Raw genomic sequence first — 18,530 nt, 5'->3', positions numbered from 1 at the left:
CGATCAGGGCAATCTTGTTCCAGGAATCAACAATCATAATAAGTTCCAGGAAGGATGAGGTATGACTGAGGGGTTGAATACCAGCAAGGGAAAGTGGTCTCTGGCGGTACTGCGGGTGTCGCAAACCACGGCTAAGGTATGGGTCGGAACCTTGTTCCATACGCTGAGAAAGCCAGACCAGGCCTGTGTCGAACTGATCCACCCGGACGGTACCCGTATTCGTAAGGACATCGTGAGGAAGGATTGGCAGCGGCCCTTCCGTTATGTCTATCAGCGTTTCTACACCACCGTCGAGTTTGAGAATCTGGAGCCAGATACTCACTATGAGGTGGAGTTCATTCGCCGTACCGATGCCATATACCGGGAGGTGGAAGAATGGCAGGTGTTGCGTCATGGCCAGTTCGATACCTTGCCGGCGGGATTGCCCAATGAAGGGGAGCGTCCCTTTACGGTGGCGCTGGGCAGTTGTTTCTACGCCCACCGCGATGGCGGCCAGGCGGCGGGTTCCTACCGGGCGCTGTACGAACGCGGTCCGCTAGCGGTGCGCCCCCATGTGACCTTTCTCACCGGGGATCAGGTCTATTTGGATATCGGTTTCGATTCCCTGTCGTTTGTGCGAAGTGAAATCCGTGAGCGGGTAGCGGATGACTATGCGCATCACTGGCAGTTGCTGGGCAGTATTCTCAATCGGGGGGCGACCTGGATGCTGCCGGACGATCACGAATACTGGAACGATTATCCCTTCTACGATTCGCTGATCCCGACCTTGCTGGCACTGAAGATCGATGATGTCCGTGAGACCTGGTCCAAGGCATCGGAAGATGGAGTGCGGCGAATTCAGCAGAGCCCCCGGGTGGAAACGTTCGATATTGATGTGTTGTCGTTCTGTCTTGCGGATTTACGATCCTACAGGGGTGACGATCGTTTTCTGCCGGAGCGGGACTTCGACAGGCTAATCCGTTGGGCGAAGGGCTTGACGGGCCCGGGGGTGCTGGTGATTCCCCAGCCATTGATCGTGGCACCCAATCCGCTGGAGCGAAACCTGTTGAGCTATCGTGGCCAGTACGCCCGTTTGCTGGAGGCTCTGGGTGAAACCGGTCACGATGTTGTGGTGATGAGTGGTGATGTGCATTTCGGCCGTATTGCTACCACCACGCTGGGGCCCAACGGCGGCAAGTTGGTGGAAGTGATCGCGTCACCCTTGTCCAACCTCACATTCCTTGACGGTATTGCCACCTCAACCCCGGAGCGAAATCCCGAGCCTTTCCCCCATGCGTCAGTGCGCCCACAAGGCTGGTCATCCTATCCGGTCGATTGCCCGGATGCGGTGAGTGTGCGTCAGGGCTGGTGGCTGTCTGCCTATCCGAGAGACCGCACCACTGAGCACTTCATGACCGCGGCATTTCATCGAAATAACGAGGGCGAGGTTGTGTTGAAAGTGGATGCCTGGCGGGTGCGAGACAGGGATCAAGCCAATCTTCCGCGGCGTGACTTTGCCACGTTGACTGAAACCTTGACGTAGTCATTGTATTGACATCATCTCAATCCTGTTTGGAGTTATCTATGCCCATGTTGCTGGTTCGTCTCGTGGCAGCGGTTTTTCTGCTTTATGGTCTGGGGTTTATCGTTGCCCCCGGCGTGTTGATGTCTCAGGTTGTGGGCGAGGTGCCCGTTGCATCTTCTGCCTGGATTGACCTGCGCGCCACTTATGGCGGTCTTTCGGTTGGGGTGGGGGTGATACTGTGGGTATTGGCCGGCAGTGCAGCCACGCTGCGGACCGGAGCCCTGGGCGTGTCGGTGTTGATGGTGGCCATGGCATTGGGGCGGAGTGTCGGAATTGCCGTAGACGGCAATCCCAATGGTTACATGCTGCTCTATCTGGTCATGGAAGCGATTGCGGCCATATTGGGTATCTGGGCCTGGTGGCGTCTGCGAGCTACGGGAAGTTGAGTCGAGCAGGGGGCATTTTCCTGGCTTTTTTTATCGTTCAGCGCGGAATGGCGGGAAAGTTAAGCGGCCTGGTCGAAGGTCGGACGTCAGAAGTCTGACGCCCAAATCAAACCCCGGGTTTGCTGTCATGCTGTTCATTTAGGTCGTGATTTTGGTTTTTTGTGGGAGCGTGCTCGCACGCGAAGCCTTTATTTCAGAGCGCGCCATTCGCGTGCAAGCACGCTCCCACAGAGACCTTGAGCTTAAGTGAACAGCATTGCGGGTTTGCAGTGCTTGTGAGCGTAGTGGCAGGTGCATTGCGCAAGAGCTTGGGGGCTGCCGGTTTTCTGTCTTTTGCGTCAGACGTCCGACTTCAGGCGTCTGACCAATCTGCTTTCCCGCTAATCCGCGATGAACCTTTTTTATGTCTCAGGTCGTCTATGCGCACTTGAGAACGTAACGGCCTCGTAGTCATGTGGGGCCATTACAGTCAGGGTGTTCATCTACCGTAATTTTGTGTGTCCCCGCCTGAATATCCCCCTGATACCCTCCCTGTTTTCGATAACAACAGTGGCGGAGATGTGTCGAGATGAAATGCATTGTGGTGGGTGGCGGATTATCGGGTCTGGCCTCGGCCGTGTGGTTGGCTGAAGCGGGGCATGAGGTGACGGTGCTTGAGCGTCGGGGTGCTCTGGGTGGGCGTACCATTGCCATTCCCCAGAAGGAAATCAACGATGTGCCTGACAATGGCCAGCATGTTTTCGCCAGTGGTTATGAAAATCTGTTTCGCTATCTGGACAGCGTTGGGACACGGCAGCATGTGGCCTTTCCCGGCCACATGACCGCCAGGATGCCCGGTGGTAAAACGCGCCGGGCGGGCTTCTGGGGCGTGGAAGGGTTGCGCGCCATGGTAGGTGATCTGCCGGGGGTTCGTGGCCTGGACAAACTGCGTACAGCCCGTGCTCAGGCCCGCTTGTTCCGTGAGGCACTCAGACAACCGGCAGATCTGGATCAGATTACCGCTGAGCAATGGTTTGATCGCTGTGGCCTTCCGCAGTCTGCTCGTCGCGCCATGTGGGATGGCATCGTGATTGGCCTTACCGGAGACAAGACCGATATTTCCTCGGCCAAGGTGCCGGCGGATCTGTTAGTCACCGGCATTCGCAAAGGCATCAAGATGCGCACCCCGGTTTCCATCGGTTATCCCACCGTCGATCTGGACACTCTGTTCGTGGACAGCGCAGAGCGGTTTTTCCGGGAACATGGCGTCAAGGTTCGCACCCGTGCGCCGGTGAAAAGTGTGGACATCAACAACGGCAAAATAACAGGGGTTACGCTTCGCGATGGGGAGCTGTTGAAAGCCGATGCGGTGATCTGTGCGGTTCCGGTGTGGCAGGTGAAGGACCTGCTGGTACAGATGCCGGAGTACCACAAGATCGAACAGGCGGTAGACGCCCTGACGCCGGTACCCATCGTCAGCGTGAACCTGTATCTGGATCGCGATATCGGTATGGAAGACTGGGGTGAGATTCTCTACAACGGGGAAGGGATTCTCGAACAGGTATGGGATCGCCAGCGCATGCATGGCCGACAGCCGAAAGATAACTGGTTCTTCTCGACCACGGTGTCGGCGTCCTATGAGCTGATCAAGAAGTCCAATGACGAGATTATCGCTATCCAGATGGACATGCTGCGCCGCTACTACCCGAAGGCCAAAGACGCGCAGGTCATCCACAGCCATATCGTGCGGATGCCCAATTCCACCTTCGCCCAGCGTCCCGGTACGGCCGGAGTGCGCCCGCAGCAGAAAACCTCTGTAAAGGGACTGGCCATTGCCGGTGACTGGACCGATACCGAATGGACCACCACCATGGAAGGGGCCTGTCAGAGTGCGGCCCGTGCAGTGGAGGCTTTGCTGCAATCCTGATCGTTCCTGGTTGCGTGACAGCGCTCGGTATTGCGTCCACCATGGGCAAAACCGGTTGTGGAAATCGCGTCTATGTCAGTGGTGACAAAGTGGTGTGGCGGGTTGTTGCTGTTGGTGCTGGCGGGTTGCTCGAGTCTGCCTGCCAATGAGTTGCAGCAGGTTCGCGAGCAAGTCGACTGGAAAACCCGGGAGGCACTGGACCAGTTCCTGAAGGATGTGCCGGGCCTGGAACAGGAGCTCGAGCAGTCGGTTGGCTATGTGGTTGGTACCAGCGATGTTTTGTTGCTGGGGCCTCTTGGCGGGAGTAACGCGGTTGCTGTCCTGCACGACAACCGGGAGCAAAGTCGCCTTTACCTTGATGTGCATTCCCTGCGTATGGGTTTTGGCCTGGGGGCCAAGGGCGGCCGGTTTCTGGCCGTTATCCATGATCCCGATCTGCTAGCTCAGTTGCGCCATGGCAAGTGGCTGATCAAGCCTGGTGCGTCTTCCAATGTGGGAGCGCAGAACGGGGCTCTGCGTTATCGCAACGATGAACTGGCCCTGTTTGTGTCCAGTGATTCCGGTGTATCAGCCGGGGCTGGCATGAAGGTCAGCCAGGTCAGTGTCAATCAACGGTTGAGCAACACCGCGCAGTCCAGCTACAACTTTCCCAGTAAAAATTCTGCACATACACAGAACCAGCAGGCGCCCCGATATTGGGGGCATACCCTCCCTTTTCTGGGCAAGCGGGCGGTGGAGCGGGGCTTTAACTTGCCCATGCCTCTGGGGGTTGGTGTAGTGCGCGCTGATGTGCGGCAGGAGATGCGCATCGAGCACCTGGAAGTGGGCTTCAACGGTAATGGCACCCGTCCCTATGACTTTGTCTTCTTCGGTGCCGAAAGTGATCTGATCACTGAACAGGTGAAACTGGATGCCTGGGTGCTGCCGTTCCTGAATCTGTACGGTACGTTCGGACAGGTGAACGGCGATCTGGATCTGGATATCGCGATAGATGGCAACGCCATGCTTGATCAGATCGGCAAGGACTGTACCGGCATCATCAGGCCACCTGTTTGTTATCTGTTTGAGAACAAGCAGGTGCGTTTTCCTGTGACCGCCGACCTCAGTCCAATGAACTATGGGGTAGGGGGGGTAGTCGCGTCCGGCTGGCATGACTGGTTCCTGCTGATCCCTTTCAATGTGACGTGGACCGATTCGGACAAGGCGGTACTGGAAGGGCGGGCACTTACCATAAGCCCGCGTCTGGGCCGGGGCTTCGCCATGAATCGGGCAGGGCGAGTGACGCTGTTTGCCGGTGGCAATTATCTTGATGTGCGCACGGTGATTACGGGCAGTCTTGCCATCCCGGGCACAGAACAGATACTGGATTACAAAGTAGATCAAAAGAATTCCGATCGTTGGAACCTGGTGGCGGGCGCCAACTGGGACATCACACCACGTTTATCCCTGATGCTGGAATACGACGGTTTCATAGGCAGCCGTGATGCCTTTATCTCGGCACTGACAGTACGGTTCTGATCTCTGCAGCTGAAGTGTGGGAATGTGGCTGCTGGTTGAGTTTGGCGGCACGCGTTTGGATTGTTCCGGCGCCAAGACCGGGATATTGACGTCATCGCGCTTTGCGACGGCTCCCTTTCATGATGCCATGAGCGCGTTCCTCATCGCTTGCAGGCAAGCTCCCACAGTGGCGGATGAAAGCGGCTGCGGGTGAACGAAGAAGCCATAAAGCAAGCCACGAAAAAACGCTGGACCACAATCCTCTCCCTGTCTTGGGTCTTCGAAACTCGAAATGCGTTGCCAGAAGCTGCAACCCCTGTTTCTTGACGCCGATAAAGCCCAGTATCAGGTCGCTGCTGTCCTACCGTTTGACTTAGCGAAGTCCGAACCCGCCAGGCTCGCAAGCCGGCGGGTTTTTCTGTTTAGTGGAACAGGAATTCACCGGCGCATTTTGACGCTCGCAGATGCCTGTCTCGTGGGAGCTTGCTTGCAAGCGAATGTTGGTGCGACAAGGGCTATTCGCTTGCAAGCAAGCTCCCACAAGAGAAAGCGCCCCCCGCTTCCTCAGGACATTCAGGAAACTGTGGGACAGCAGTGAGTATCAGGTGCGCCTGACGAACGCATGAATGACCGCGGCCACCGGGATGCCCAGTCCCAGCCAGGACACCCAGTCATAGACGCCATCCCCCAGCAAGGCTGACAACAGGCCTGCGATGCTGGTGATGGCGATCAGCAGGGGCAGGGCGAAGGTGTGACCCATCATGCCTCTCCCGGTACGTTGTTGCGGCGGCGTACCCACCAGAGATACAGGCCGGTCACGAGCACCACGATGGCGAATAGATCCAGCGCGAACCAGATGATTTTCAACGGCGTGCCGCCGTAATCACCGAAGTGCAACGGGCCAGACAGGGACAGGGCCTTGTTGTACCAGGGCATTTCCCGCATATCGGCATACTCACCGGTGCGTGCATCGACCAGTACCGGAGTGATGATGTGCGATGTCAGTGGCGTATTGCCGTGGAGAAAGATGGCGTAGTGATAATCCGTGGACCAGTCGCCACCGGGAAACGCCACGAACTGCAATGTCATGTCCGGGGCAGCAGCAACGGCCTGTGCTACAGCGTCGTCCAGGGAGGCCATTTCGTTAGGTGTGGGCACGGTGGCATCCTCATAACCGGCGGTGAGATCCGCCAGGGCCTGACTGCGCCAGGTGGCCGTAATGGGGTCGGCCAGGGTATTGATGACTCCGGTGAGGCCGACCACGGTGAGCCAGGCCACGGTGACGATACCGAGCAGGTTATGGTAGTCCAGCCACTTGATGCGTTTGGAGCGTTGCGTGCGTAGCGCACCGAATTCCAGTTTGCGCATGAATGGCGCATACAACACCACCCCGGAAACGATGGCGATGATCATCAGCAGGCCCATGGCACCCAGAAATAACATGCCGGGCAGCCCGAGGAACATGTCCGTATGCAGCTGCAGCAGGAAGTGCATGATGTCGAAGCCTTCGTGATAGGGCACCAGCTCGCCGCTGGTACGATCGAAGGAACTCATCAGCATGTCGCTGCCGGGAGAGTCCGGCGCCGGGCCGGTGGTCACATTGATCACCGGCCGGTCGATATCGAAGCTCATGTACAGTGGGACTTCGCCGGGCCGGTTGGCGGCAGCATGATCGAGAATCTGGTCCAGGCTCAACAGCTCGCCACCGGGATTGGCCGGTTGCCAGTTGTCGCTGTGCAGAACACTGTCCAGTTCATCGTGGAATATCAGCGGTAGTCCGGTGATGCAGAGCATCAGCAGGAAAACCGTGCTGATCAGGCTGGTCCAGGTGTGCCACGCGGACCAGGTACGCAGAGTGCTGGCTTTCATAGGGCTGGCAGGTCCCGGCCGTGGCCGGGACGCTTTCCTGGTATCAGAATTCGTAGGTGCCGGAGAGCACGACGGTACGCGGTGCGCCAACGGTGAGATAGCTGGAATCCGGGAAGCCACCGGCAGAGGCCCAGTAATCGGCATCAGCCACGTTTTCCACCCGGGCTCGCAGGGTCAGCATCTGCGCTTCACCGACGGGAATCAGGTAACGGGCGCCCAGATCCAGGCGGGTCCAGTCAGGGATTTTGGTGGTGTTGTCGGCATCCACGTACTGGGAGCTGGTGTAGATAATACGACCATCCAGAGACAGCCCTTCGGTGCCAGGCACCGCCCAGTCCACGTTCAGGTTTGCCTGGGTTTCCGGAGCGCCGATGGCTTTTTCTCCGTCCACATCGGTATCCAGCAGGCTAACGCCGCCCAGCACGGTGAGGCTGTCCAGCGGCTTGCCGTAGGCCATCAACTCCAGGCCGGTGTTGGTCTGGTCGTCCACGATTTCAAACTTGTTGTTGCTGTCGAAACCGGTGATGGGTTTCTGGCTCTGGAACAGGGAGACACTGCCGCCCAGGGTGCCGGCATCGAATTTCATGCCAACTTCAGCCTGTTCGGTCTTGAACGGGGCGATGGTTTCACCGTCGTTAACAACCAGATCGCCGGGTCTATCGCTATTTGTAGTTGGCGCATTGCCGCCAGCCACAAGCCCTTCGATATAGTTACTGTACAGGGAGACCGAGTCGGTCAGTCGATAGAGCACGCCCACGGAAGGGGTCACCGCGTTGTCTTCATACTTGTTGCCGCGGTTGCCGGTGTTGTAGTCATAGCTGGTGTCTTCGATTTCCTGGTAGCGACCACCCAGGGTGACCAGCAGTTTGTCATCCATCATGCTTAGCTGGTCAGCCAGCGCCACGCTGCGCATCCGGGTTTTGATGGTGGTTTTCGGGCTGTTCAGGTCTCCGCCAATCAGGCCGGGTGCGGGTATGGGGGAGTAGGTGGGATTGTAGATATTGCCGGGCACACCGAAACCGAAAATGTAGGCATTCTTGGAGTCCAGTTCATAGGTCGCGCTGGACAGACTGAAGGAATGGCCTACCGAGCCGGTGTCAATGTTCCAGCGTACGCCGGCCTCGCCGGTAACCACGGTATCTTCGCGCACATTCTCGAAGCTGTTGGCGGAGTAGTCCCCTGAGGCAGTGGTGCCTACAGGATTGGCAAAAATGGCCTCCTCTTCCCCTTGGCGGGCACCGGCCGCCAGCCAGGCGGTGATGTTGTCCGTGAAGTCATACTCGGCACGCAGGGTGCCGAAAATGTCCTCGGAGTTGGAGTAGGTCCAGGGTTGGGCCACGGTTTTGTCTGCATCGGGTGTCTTGGGGATGGGCACCCCGTCAGCAAAGGTGATGCTGGGCATGGAGGCATCCATGCTGAATTTCTGGAAACCAAAATCTGCAGACAGGCGCAGGTTTTCCTCGCGGAAATCGGCACCAATATGTGCCATGGATATCTTCTGGTTCTCGCCGTCCACAGCAGTGTCACCGTCACGGCGGGCGGCGTTGATGCGCACGCCTGCACGGTTATCTTCACTGCGCCGTGCCAGATCCACGGCGGTATAGGCCTGGCCGCCAGTCTGGACGCCCAGGGTGAACTGGTTGACGTCATAGCTGGGGGCGCGCTTGGGCAGCACATTCACCGCACCACCCAGACCACTGCCACCGGGGGCCGCGCCGTTCAGGAAGGCGTTGGCACCACGGAAAACCTGCACCCGCTCGATGAACTCGGCGGCCAGATACTGGCGTGGCAGCAAGCCATAGAGGCCGTTGTAGCTCATGTCATCGGAGTACACCGGCAGGCCCCGCACCAGATAGAGTTGTTGGAAGTTGCCGAAGCCGCGGGCCACACGCACGGCGGGGTCGTTCAGCAGGATGTCGGCCACGCTTTCTGCCTGCTGGTCTTCAATCAGCACCTCGGTGTAGTTGGTGAAATTGAAGGGCGTTTCCATGCTGTCCTGCTTGCCGAGAATGCCCAGCGAGCCGCCTTCGGCCACCTGCCCGCCGGCGTAGGCCTTGCTGAGACCTTCTTTGGAGGCATCGGCACTGCTTTCCACGGTGATGGTTTCCAGTTCATTGACCGATGCGGTGGTGCCGGTCTCGGCAAAGGCAGCATTGGCGCCCATGCAGGCGAGCGCCAGGGCGGTGAGTCGGAAGGGCAGCATGGACATAACGTCACTTCTTGTTGAAATACGGGAAGGTGATTATAAATATATGATTCGTAATGAGAAACAATATCGTTATCTTTGTTGATAGTTATCAACGAAGAGCGCGATAGCCAACAACAATGCCTCCTTCTGGTATCGGGTTCTCGGTTATCATGGCCGGATGACTTCCCGCTATCACCGACTGGATCGTTTTCTCAGTAACGCTTTGCAGCAAAGCCGCTCATCATTACGCCGGCTGCTGGCGGCGGGGCAGGTGCGTGTGAACGACGCGGTGGTGCGCGACAGACAATGCCGTATTGGCCCGTTCGATCGTGTTGAGGTGGCTGGCAGGGTGCTGCAGCAGCGCGAAGCACGCTATCTGATGATGAATAAACCTGCCGGGGTAGTCAGTGCGACCCGCGATGACAGGCATACCACGGTGGTGGATTTGTTGCCCGGCCCGGATCGCGGTGAGCTCCATCTTGCCGGTCGACTGGATTTCAACAGTACCGGACTGGTGATTCTTACCAATGATGGCAGCTGGTCACGACGCTTGAGTGAGCCGGAAACCGGGGTCTGGAAACATTACCGGGTGACGCTGGAGATGCCGCTGGATGAGCGTGATGTAGAGGCTTTTGCGGCCGGCATGCGGTTCGAATTCGAGGGGCTGGTTACGCGACCGGCGCGTCTGTTGATACGGGCCCCGCAAGAGGCGGACGTGTGGTTGCAGGAAGGGCGCTACCATCAGATCCGGCGGATGTTCGCGCAGCGTGGCAACAAGGTGAAAACCCTGCACCGTGTCGCGGTGGGGAATCTGGTACTGGATAAGACGTTAGCGCCCGGCGAATGCCGGGCGCTAACGGAACATGAGGTGCAAACGATCGCCGATCAGACCAGCGGCTGACCCTTGGCCAGGCGGCGACGGAAATCGCGCAGAGGCGCTGTGTACGCCAGCTGACGAACCGGGCGAGGCAGGAACTTCATGAGCTTGCCAAAGAATCTCACGGTCTTGTCAAATTTGCGCTGGCGTTCATCGTCCCAGTCAAGGCGCATCTTTTCCCGAACGTCCGCTGGCAGAAAACCCGTTGTGACAAAACGGTTGAAACGACCAAACAGGAACTGGCTAACCGGGCTAAGGAATTTCAGATCAGCAATGATCATCAGAAATTCATGCACGGTGTCGTCAATGTGCAGCTTTTTGAGCCCTTCCTGCCAATACTCCTCAAAAGCATCCAGGTCCTTGGGCCACATGTCCTGGCGTACCTGAAGGGTAGTGCCCAGCGGATGGGCCATTCTGTAGAAGTCTTCCTGCTCAGCCCGGGTAAGAGGGCGATGCACCTTTTGGTAGGTATCGACAAAGCCCCAATACAAGCAGGCGGCAACCCACAGCTGCAGGTCAGGGTCGAAAGCATTGTATTGGACTTTCGAATTTTCGGTGGAGTGAACGTGCCGGTGTGAACCATTCACGGCCCGGCGATAGGCCAGCTTTTCTTCCGTTGTGCCCATCATGGCCACGGCCAGGTAGGTAAATGTGGTCCGTGTGCGCTTTAAAGGGCGATGCATAATGGAGCCGCTTAGTACACGGCTTTCAGCCACGCCATGTCCCACCGCAGGGTTTGCCAGCTGCATGATGATATTGGCGCCAGCAGAGAGGAAAACGGTCAGGTCCATGATCCCCGGGTATCTCTGATCGAGTTGCTTGGCTGTCAGTGGCTCAGGCCATTGATTCTCAATGCGGGTCTTCTGCTGAATAGGAGAGGCTTGTGCATTCATACTCTTGTTCCTCGAAGGCCGACAGGTCGGTCATACGCTCGTTTGATTTGAATGCTAGCGAGGACGCTTCCATCACACAATGATACAAAAACAATCTTATGTATCCGCGGGGTTAGAGTGGTTTTATTTTTGTTTTTTATGCCTTATTTGGTGGGTTTTCGGCTCAAATGTCGTTCATTTCGATGAATTTAAAAGAGTATACGGAATGTATTCATATATATTTTTGTCGACAAAAACATATATGAAGGCAATTTGTTGGCCCTGCTAACCCATTATTTTGGCTCAGTAACCACAAGCCCTTTCTTCTGAACTTTGGTGAGTGTAACCGATCCACACAAATTGCCTGGATCCGGGTTGCCAGGCGGGGTGCGGCAGTCGATTAGCCGTCACTATTGCAAAAGGATGGCAGAGGAAAGGGGATGTGTAGCCTTTGGTGTGCAGCGTGAAACATGTTACAGCCGCAGAGCGGCCACAAAAAAGGTTCAGCGGGTTATTCGCACGGGCGAAACCCGTGTCTGGTGGGAGATTCAGCTTGTTGAACGAAGGTTCAGGCAACAGGTCCCGATCCGAGGTTGCATTCGTTCAGCAAGCTGAACTTGCCACACAAGCAGCATAGCCGGTTTTACCACAGAGGCAGCAGATCACTGGGTTAAAACAATGAGTATCCTGGGAGGTTTCAGTGATCCCTGTGGTGAAAACGTTTTTGATCCTGGTCTGAAATCGCGCCGCCAGCGACGCTCCTGCGGAAAGGTGGGGCTTTTCCGGAAATCCGCGATGACCCACAAAAAAGGCGCCCTGAAGGGCGCCTTTTGGTGACACGAAAGCCGTGGCGAATTACATGTTCGGGTAATTCGGGCCACCGGTACCTTCCGGCGCCACCCAGTTGATGTTCTGGGTGGGATCCTTGATGTCACAGGTCTTGCAGTGTACGCAGTTCTGGGCGTTGATCTGGAAACGCTTGTCGCCAGTGTTCTCGTCCTCGACCACTTCGTACACGCCCGCCGGGCAGTAACGCTGGGCCGGTTCGTCCCACTTGGGCAGGTTGACCTGCAGCGGTACGTTCGGATCCTTCAGCGTCAGGTGGCAGGGCTGATCTTCTTCGTGGTTGGTGTTGGACAGGAATACGCTGTCCAGCTTGGCGAAGGTGATCTTGCCGTCCGGCTTCGGGTAGTCGATCTTCTTGCACTGGTCCGCCGGCTTCAGGGTTTCATGATCCGGGGTGGTGTCGTGCATGGTGATCGGCAGCTTGCCGTTGAACAGGTTGATGTCCACGAAGGCAAAGGCCGAGCCGATGAAGTTACCGAACTTGTGCTGGGCAGGGCCGAAGTTGCGCTGTGCGTGCAGTTCTTCGTAAACCCAGCTCTTGTCGAAGGCTTCCTTGTACTCGGTCAGTTCGTCGCTGCCGCGGCCGCCTTTCAGGGCTTCAGCCAGAATCTCGGCAGCAATCATGCCGGACTTCATGGCAGTGTGGGTGCCCTTGATCTTGGCAAAGTTCAGGGTGCCGGCGTTACAACCCACCAGCAGACCACCCGGGAAGGTCATCTTCGGCAGGGACTGCAGGCCGCCCTTGGCGATGGCACGGGCACCGTAGGAAACGCGTTTGCCGCCTTCCAGGTGCTTCTTGATTTCCGGGTTGGTTTTCCAGCGCTGCATCTCGTCGAAGGGAGAAACGTGCGGGTTGGAGTAGGCCAGATCGGTGATCAGGCCCAGGGCCACCTGGTTGTTCTCGATGTGGTACAGGAACGCACCACCCGGGGAACCGGACTCGCTCAGGGGCCAGCCAGCGGTGTGTACCACCAGACCTTCCTGATGCTTGGCCGGATCAATGTCCCACAGTTCCTTGACGCCGATACCGTAGTGCTGGGGATCGGTGCCCTCACGCAGGTTGTACTTCTCCATCAGTTCCTTGCCGAGCTGACCACGGCAACCTTCGGAGAAGATGGTGTACTTGGCGTGCAGCTCCATGCCAGGCATATAGCTGTCTTTTTTCTCGCCATCGTGGCCAATACCGAAATCGCCGGTAGCGATGCCCTTAACGGAACCGTCTTCATTATAGAGGATCTCGTTGGCAGCGAAGCCCGGGAAGATCTCGATGCCAAGACCCTCGGCCTGCTCGCCCAGCCAGCGGCACAGGTTACCCAGGGAAATGATGTAGTTCCCTTCGTTGTGCATGGTCTTGGGGACAAACAGGTTCGGCACTTTCTGTGCCTTTTCCGCGCCAGTCAGGTAGTAGATCTCGTCACCGGTGACCTTGGTGTTAACCGGGGCGCCCATCTCTTCCCAGTTGGGGAACAGTTCGTTCAGGGCGCGGGGCTCGAGAACGGCACCGGACAGAATATGGGCACCGACTTCGGAGCCTTTTTCTACAACTACAACACTGAGTTCCTGACCGGTTTCCTGGGCGATCTGGCCCAGACGGCAGGCGGTTGCAAGACCGGAAGGACCGGCGCCGACGATGACTACGTCGACTTCCATAGATTCGCGTTCCACAGCCTTCTCCTCGCTATCGGATTGCGTTTCGGCCCGGAAGCCACTGAGAAAGAGATTCTGGAGAGGGGAAACATCCCTTGTCACAGAAAATCTTTCTCAGCAGCCGACCGTGGCCGGACTTGGGGTGGCGCGGAGTATATAGAGATAGAGGATTTCGCACCACTGCTCGGGTTTCTCTGATTGACCCTGATGACCGTTGATCCTGTCAGGACAGGCAGCTTCTATATATATGAAGCGGGTGTCATGGGGCCGTGATCAGCGACTTTTTCAAACAACCGTTTGGATTATCTCTTGCTAGATGCTTGATTTTCAAGAAAATGGCCGACCGGGAAGTCACAACAAAAGTGACCTATTTGCAGCAAAATCATCTGCTTACAGATTTTCGGCCTATTGACCTCATGTGGCCGAGCGTTCAAGATAGCGGCTCTTTCGCGGGGGTGGACCCGGCAACGGCGTCATGTCGCCTCCTTCTACAAGTCACCCAATGGAACATTCCGAGGATCCTATGAAGGTTCTTGTACCCATCAAGCGAGTCATTGACTACAACGTCAAGGTTCGCGTGAAGGCGGACAACTCTGGTGTTGATCTCGCAAACGTCAAAATGGCCATGAACCCCTTCTGTGAAATCGCTGTAGAAGAAGCGGTGCGCCTGAAAGAGAAGGGTGTGGTCTCTGAAATCGTTGCTGTCTCTATCGGTCCCAAGACCGCTCAGGAACAGCTGCGTACTGCCATGGCTCTGGGCGCTGACCGCTCCATCCTGGTAGAAACTGACGAAGACGTTCAGCCGCTGGGCATTGCCAAGGCGCTGAAAGCCATCGTTGATGAAGAAAAGCCTGAGCTGGTTATTCTGGGCAAGCAGGCCATCGATGGTGACAACAACCAGACTGGCCAGATGCTGGCTGCTCTGACTGGCATGCCGCAGGGTACCTTCGCTTCCGAAGTGAATGTTGCCGATGGCAAAGTGAAAGTAACCCGTGAGATCGACGGTGGTCTGCAGACTGTAGAACTGAGCCTGCCGGCCGTGGTTACCACTGACCTGCGTCTGAACGAGCCGCGTTACGCGTCTCTGCCGAACATCATGAAAGCCAAGAAAAAGCCGCTGGACACCAAGACCGCTGCTGATCTGGGCGTTGACCTGACTCCGCGTGTGACCACCGTTAGCGTTGAAGCACCCGCCGAGCGTCAGGCTGGCATCATCGTTGGCTCCGTAGACGAGCTGGTCGAGAAACTGAAGAACGAAGCGAAGGTGATCTGATGAGTGTATTAGTTTACGCCGAACACGATAACGCCGCGCTCAACAAGGTCACTCTGAGCGTCGTTGCTGCTGCCAAAGCTATCGGTGGCGACATCACCGTACTGGTTGCCGGTAAAGGCTGTGGCGCTGTTGCCGAAGAAGCTGCCAAGGTTGATGGCGTTTCCAAGGTCCTGTGTGCTGACAACGAAGCCTACGAGCACCAGCTGGCTGAAAACGTTGGTGATCTGGTTGCTGAAGTGGCTGCCGATTACACCCACGTTCTGGCTGCTGCCACCACCACAGGCAAGAACTTTGCTCCGCGCACTGCTGCTCTGCTGGACGTGGCTCAGGTTTCCGAGATCTCTGAAGTTATCGACGCGGATACCTTCAAGCGTCCGATCTACGCCGGTAACGCTATCGCTACCGTGAAGAGCGCTGATGCCAAGAAAGTGATCACCGTGCGTGGTACCTCCTTTGATGCTGTAGCTGCAGAAGGCGGTTCCGCTGCTGTTGAAGCCCTGGACGTTGCCAAGAACGCGGGCACTTCTTCCTTCGTGGGTGAAGAGCTGGCCAAGTCTGACCGTCCTGAGCTGACCTCTGCCGAGATCGTGATCTCCGGTGGTCGTGGCATGGGTAACGGCGACAACTTCGAAATCCTTTATAAGCTGGCTGACAAGCTGGGCGCTGGCGTGGGTGCATCCCGTGCTGCCGTTGACGCAGGCTTCGTACCGAACGACATGCAGGTTGGTCAGACTGGTAAGATCGTCGCTCCGAACCTGTACGTTGCTGTGGGCATCTCCGGTGCCATCCAGCATCTGGCCGGTATGAAAGACTCCAAGGTCATCGTTGCTATCAATAAGGACGAAGAAGCCCCGATCTTCCAGGTGGCTGACTACGGCCTGGTGGCTGACCTGTTCGAAGCAGTACCGGAGCTGGACGGCAAGCTGTAAAAACAGCGCGCTATCCGACCCCAAAAACCCGGCCTTGTGCCGGGTTTTTTGTTTTTAGCTATGAGCTATGAGCTATGAGCTATGAGCTATGAGCTACAAGCTACAAGATTGGATTAAGAAAGGCTGAAAAATTCCGACAAGGCGCGGTTGTATTTGAGGCCGGATTCGCCCAGGCAAGCTGGGCTCCTACAAATAACGCCTCGGGACGCTGTAGGAGCCCAGCTTGCCTGGGCGATCCGAGCCCAGGCGAGGTAAGGATTCCAGAAGCGAGTTTCGAGTATCAGGTTTTGCCTTTCGAAACTCGTTCCTCGCAACTCGAAACTTCTTCTCCTCGCCAATGCCCGGATCGCGTGCAAGCACGTTATTCGCTACGCTCGTTCCTTCGGGCCGGACCGCGTGCGTTACTCCACTACGCTACGCTGCCGCAGCGACTTTAGGTAGAAACGGAGAATGCATGTTTTCAGGAAAAACCGCGCTTATCACTGGCGCCTCCAGCGGCATCGGTGAAGAAATGGCCCGTCAGCTGGCGGCGCAGGGATGTCATCTGATTGTGGTGGCACGGCGTACTGAGCGCCTGAATGCATTGGCCACACAATTGTCTGCGGTGACTGTGGATGTCATCACGGCGGATCTGGCTGATCCACAAGGCCCCGCCAGGATTTTCGATCAGGTTTCCGCTCTGGGGCGGCAGGTGGATATCCTGATTAACAATGCCGGCTTCGGTTTCCAGAAACCCTTGCTGGAGATGGATCTGGATGACCAGGTGGGCATGGTGGAGGTGAATGATCGTGCCTTGCTGGCACTGACCCGTCTTTTCGCCGCGCCGATGGCAGTGCGAGGCGAGGGGTGGATACTCAATGTCAGTTCCGTGTCCGCCTGGTTTCCGATTCCGGGTATGGCCGTGTATGCCGCCAGCAAGGCCTTTGTGCAGACGCTTGGCAGGGCGTTGCATGAAGAACTCAAACCCGCCGGCATCACCGTGACCACCCTGAGCCCCGGAGGCACGCGTACAGAGTTTTCCAGCAAGGCCAGGGGGCAGATGGATCCCTCACTGGAAAAAGCCATGATGCCGGTGGCGCCGGTGGCCCGCGCAGGACTTGAGGGGTTGGCAAAAGGCAGGGCAGTGGTGGTACCGGGACGACTCTATCGGGCCATGACCTTGCTGACCCGCTTCCTTCCCGACAGCTGGGTAGTGCGCCTCGCCGGTGCGGTGATGGGCAGGCATGAGTAAATCGAGTTGAAAGTTTAAAGTTCAAAGTTGAAACGCGGATCAGGTTGTAGGTTTTGCAAGGCCGTGCCCGCGGGCGCCGGTAAGGGCGCGGGCACGACCTTCCAAAAACCGGGAGCTTACCCGCGCTTTTCAACTTTGAACTTTAAACTTTCAACTGCTCGAAAGCCTGCGCGGCAACTCGCTATCCCAGACGCCCCTTTACCTCATCAGCTATTGCCAATGCCGCCGTCAGCCCTGGCGATTCGATACCCAGCAGATTGATCATCCCGCTGAGCCCGTGACTGCCCACATCCTGTATCAGAAAATCTGTTACTGCTTCGCCTTGCCGGAAGAGCTTGGGCCGAATGCCGGAATAGCCCGGTTGCAGCCGATCCGGGTTCAGGTCGGGCCAGTACTGCTGGATGGCCTCAACAAAAGTCGCTTTTCGCTCCACATCGAGTCGGTAATCCGGTGGCAGCGTGGGCTCAATCCACTCCACATCCGGCCCGAAGCGGGCCTGGCCGGCCATATCCACTGTCAGGTGAATACCCAGGCCGTGGGCTTCCGGCATGGGATAAACCAGTCTGCGGGTCGGGCTGCGCCCGTCAAGGGCAAAGTAATTGCCTCGGGCCAGGCGTTGCTGCGGTATCTGCTCGGCCGGAAAACCAGCGGCATTCTCAAGAAGCCGGGTGGTGAACAGCCCGGTTGCGAGAATCAGTTGTCGGCAGCGGAGTGTGAAGCGTTGGTGGTCGCTGGCGTGTACGCGCAGCATGTAGCGGTCAGTTTCGCACTGGAGCTTTTCCACCCTGTGATGCAGTGCAACCACGGCACCGTTGCTTTCCGCATCCTGCTGCAGCTGATAGAGCAATGCGTGGCTGTCGATGATCCCGGAACCCGGACTGAGCAGGACTTCACTGGCGTTCAGCCAAGGCTCCTGCTGTTGCCATTCCCGGCGAGCCAGAGGTTTGAGTGCGGGGGCACCCACCGCTGCAGCATTGTCGTGAAGTTGCTGCAGCCGGGTTTCCTCTCCTTTCTGCGCCACCAGCAACTTGCCACACTGCCGGTAAGGCACGCCTGTTGTCTCGCAGTAACGATAGAGTGCATCACTGCCAGCCAGACACAGACGCGCCTTGAGTGAGCCGGGAGGGTAATAGAGGCCCGCGTGGATGACTTCGCTGTTGCGGGAGGACAGGTGGCTGCCGGGCTGGTGTTCCTGTTCGAGCACGATTACAGAGCGATCCGCAGAAAGCGACCGAGCAAGGGCAAGGCCCACCACACCGGCGCCAATGATGACGGTATCAACGGGTTCCATTTTTTTGCCCGAATTCGGGCGCGATTTGCACCATGCTGTCGGTTGTGCCCTGTTCTGGATCATGGCCACCGAAAAGGCGGCATAAACGCGGTTTGTGCTATGCCTATTCTGGCACAGGACTTGCTGATGTGCTTTCAGGGGCATGCCTTTAGCG

At 57.2% G+C, this 18,530-nt stretch carries 14 protein-coding genes; 8 read left to right on the top strand and 6 right to left on the bottom strand.

All coding sequences use genetic code 11. The annotated features are described in order from the left end of the window. Positions 1-61 precede the first annotated feature (61 nt). The 4 genes from HF945_RS09015 (at position 62) to HF945_RS09000 (ending at position 5,374) form a co-directional block, all read left to right on the top strand. Entirely contained in the window at positions 62-1,522 is a 1,461-nt protein-coding gene (locus HF945_RS09015; protein ID WP_290522281.1) for a hypothetical protein, read from the top strand. Between the two features lie 41 nt (positions 1,523-1,563). Beyond that, entirely contained in the window at positions 1,564-1,950 is a 387-nt protein-coding gene (locus HF945_RS09010) for a DUF4345 family protein (RefSeq protein WP_290522280.1), read from the top strand. A gap of 568 nt (positions 1,951-2,518) precedes the next feature. After that, the gene (locus HF945_RS09005; RefSeq protein ID WP_290522279.1) at positions 2,519-3,856 is read left to right on the top strand and encodes an FAD-dependent oxidoreductase; all 1,338 of its coding nucleotides are present in this window, start codon (positions 2,519-2,521) and stop codon (positions 3,854-3,856) included. A 72-nt stretch (positions 3,857-3,928) separates the two neighbouring features. Beyond that, on the top strand, positions 3,929-5,374 hold the full coding sequence (locus tag HF945_RS09000; protein WP_290522278.1) for a hypothetical protein: 1,446 nt from the start codon (positions 3,929-3,931) through the stop codon (positions 5,372-5,374). Positions 5,375-5,954: 580 nt separating this feature from the next. On the opposite strand, the gene HF945_RS08995 is transcribed toward HF945_RS09000, so the two are convergent. From HF945_RS08995 to HF945_RS08985, 3 genes are read right to left on the bottom strand one after another with little or no spacing between them, the layout of a single operon-like run. Continuing rightward, a complete protein-coding gene (locus tag HF945_RS08995) occupies positions 5,955-6,116 on the bottom strand; it encodes a hypothetical protein (RefSeq protein ID WP_290522277.1) in 162 nt (53 codons plus the stop codon). Next, positions 6,113-7,222 carry a PepSY domain-containing protein gene (locus HF945_RS08990; RefSeq protein WP_290522276.1) on the bottom strand — a complete coding sequence of 370 codons (1,110 nt, stop codon included), beginning with the start codon at positions 7,220-7,222 and terminating at the stop codon, positions 6,113-6,115. Before HF945_RS08990 ends, HF945_RS08995 begins: the two co-directional genes overlap by 4 nt. 43 nt (positions 7,223-7,265) lie before the next feature. Beyond that, positions 7,266-9,431, bottom strand: a complete 2,166-nt coding sequence (locus HF945_RS08985; RefSeq protein ID WP_290522275.1) for a TonB-dependent receptor — start codon at positions 9,429-9,431, stop codon at positions 7,266-7,268. A 157-nt stretch (positions 9,432-9,588) separates the two neighbouring features. Here HF945_RS08985 and HF945_RS08980 point away from each other — a divergent pair, with 157 nt between their 5' ends. Further along, positions 9,589-10,311: a 16S rRNA pseudouridine(516) synthase gene (locus tag HF945_RS08980; protein WP_290522274.1), complete on the top strand. Its 723-nt coding sequence runs from the start codon at positions 9,589-9,591 to the stop codon at positions 10,309-10,311. Here HF945_RS08980 and HF945_RS08975 read toward each other — a convergent pair. Beyond that, the gene (locus HF945_RS08975) at positions 10,296-11,180 is read right to left on the bottom strand and encodes an oxygenase MpaB family protein (protein ID WP_290522273.1); all 885 of its coding nucleotides are present in this window, start codon (positions 11,178-11,180) and stop codon (positions 10,296-10,298) included. The genes HF945_RS08980 and HF945_RS08975 overlap by 16 nt on opposite strands. An 834-nt stretch (positions 11,181-12,014) precedes the next feature. Then, entirely contained in the window at positions 12,015-13,670 is a 1,656-nt protein-coding gene (locus HF945_RS08970) for an electron transfer flavoprotein-ubiquinone oxidoreductase (protein ID WP_290522272.1), read from the bottom strand. A gap of 505 nt (positions 13,671-14,175) precedes the next feature. Between HF945_RS08970 and HF945_RS08965 the strand changes: the two genes are divergently transcribed. The 3 genes from HF945_RS08965 to HF945_RS08955 all read left to right on the top strand — a co-directional run bounded on the left by HF945_RS08965 (position 14,176) and on the right by HF945_RS08955 (position 17,085). Beyond that, positions 14,176-14,925, top strand: a complete 750-nt coding sequence (locus tag HF945_RS08965; RefSeq protein ID WP_022984216.1) for an electron transfer flavoprotein subunit beta/FixA family protein — start codon at positions 14,176-14,178, stop codon at positions 14,923-14,925. Further along, positions 14,925-15,854 carry an FAD-binding protein gene (locus tag HF945_RS08960; protein WP_290522271.1) on the top strand — a complete coding sequence of 310 codons (930 nt, stop codon included), beginning with the start codon at positions 14,925-14,927 and terminating at the stop codon, positions 15,852-15,854. The genes HF945_RS08965 and HF945_RS08960 overlap by 1 nt, the downstream gene beginning before the upstream one ends. A gap of 454 nt (positions 15,855-16,308) precedes the next feature. Next, positions 16,309-17,085 (top strand): SDR family oxidoreductase, encoded by a 777-nt coding sequence (locus HF945_RS08955; RefSeq protein ID WP_290522270.1) that lies wholly within the window; start codon positions 16,309-16,311, stop codon positions 17,083-17,085. A 181-nt stretch (positions 17,086-17,266) separates the two neighbouring features. Here HF945_RS08955 and HF945_RS08950 read toward each other — a convergent pair whose 3' ends face one another. Further along, a complete protein-coding gene (locus HF945_RS08950; protein WP_290522269.1) occupies positions 17,267-18,376 on the bottom strand; it encodes an NAD(P)/FAD-dependent oxidoreductase in 1,110 nt (369 codons plus the stop codon). Positions 18,377-18,530: the final 154 nt, after the last annotated feature.

The organism is Alcanivorax sp. (genome assembly GCF_017794965.1).
GTDB lineage: Bacteria > Pseudomonadota > Gammaproteobacteria > Pseudomonadales > Alcanivoracaceae > Alcanivorax.
The sequence above is the reverse complement of the archived record's forward strand: the minus strand, read 5'-3'. Positions and strand labels throughout refer to the sequence as shown.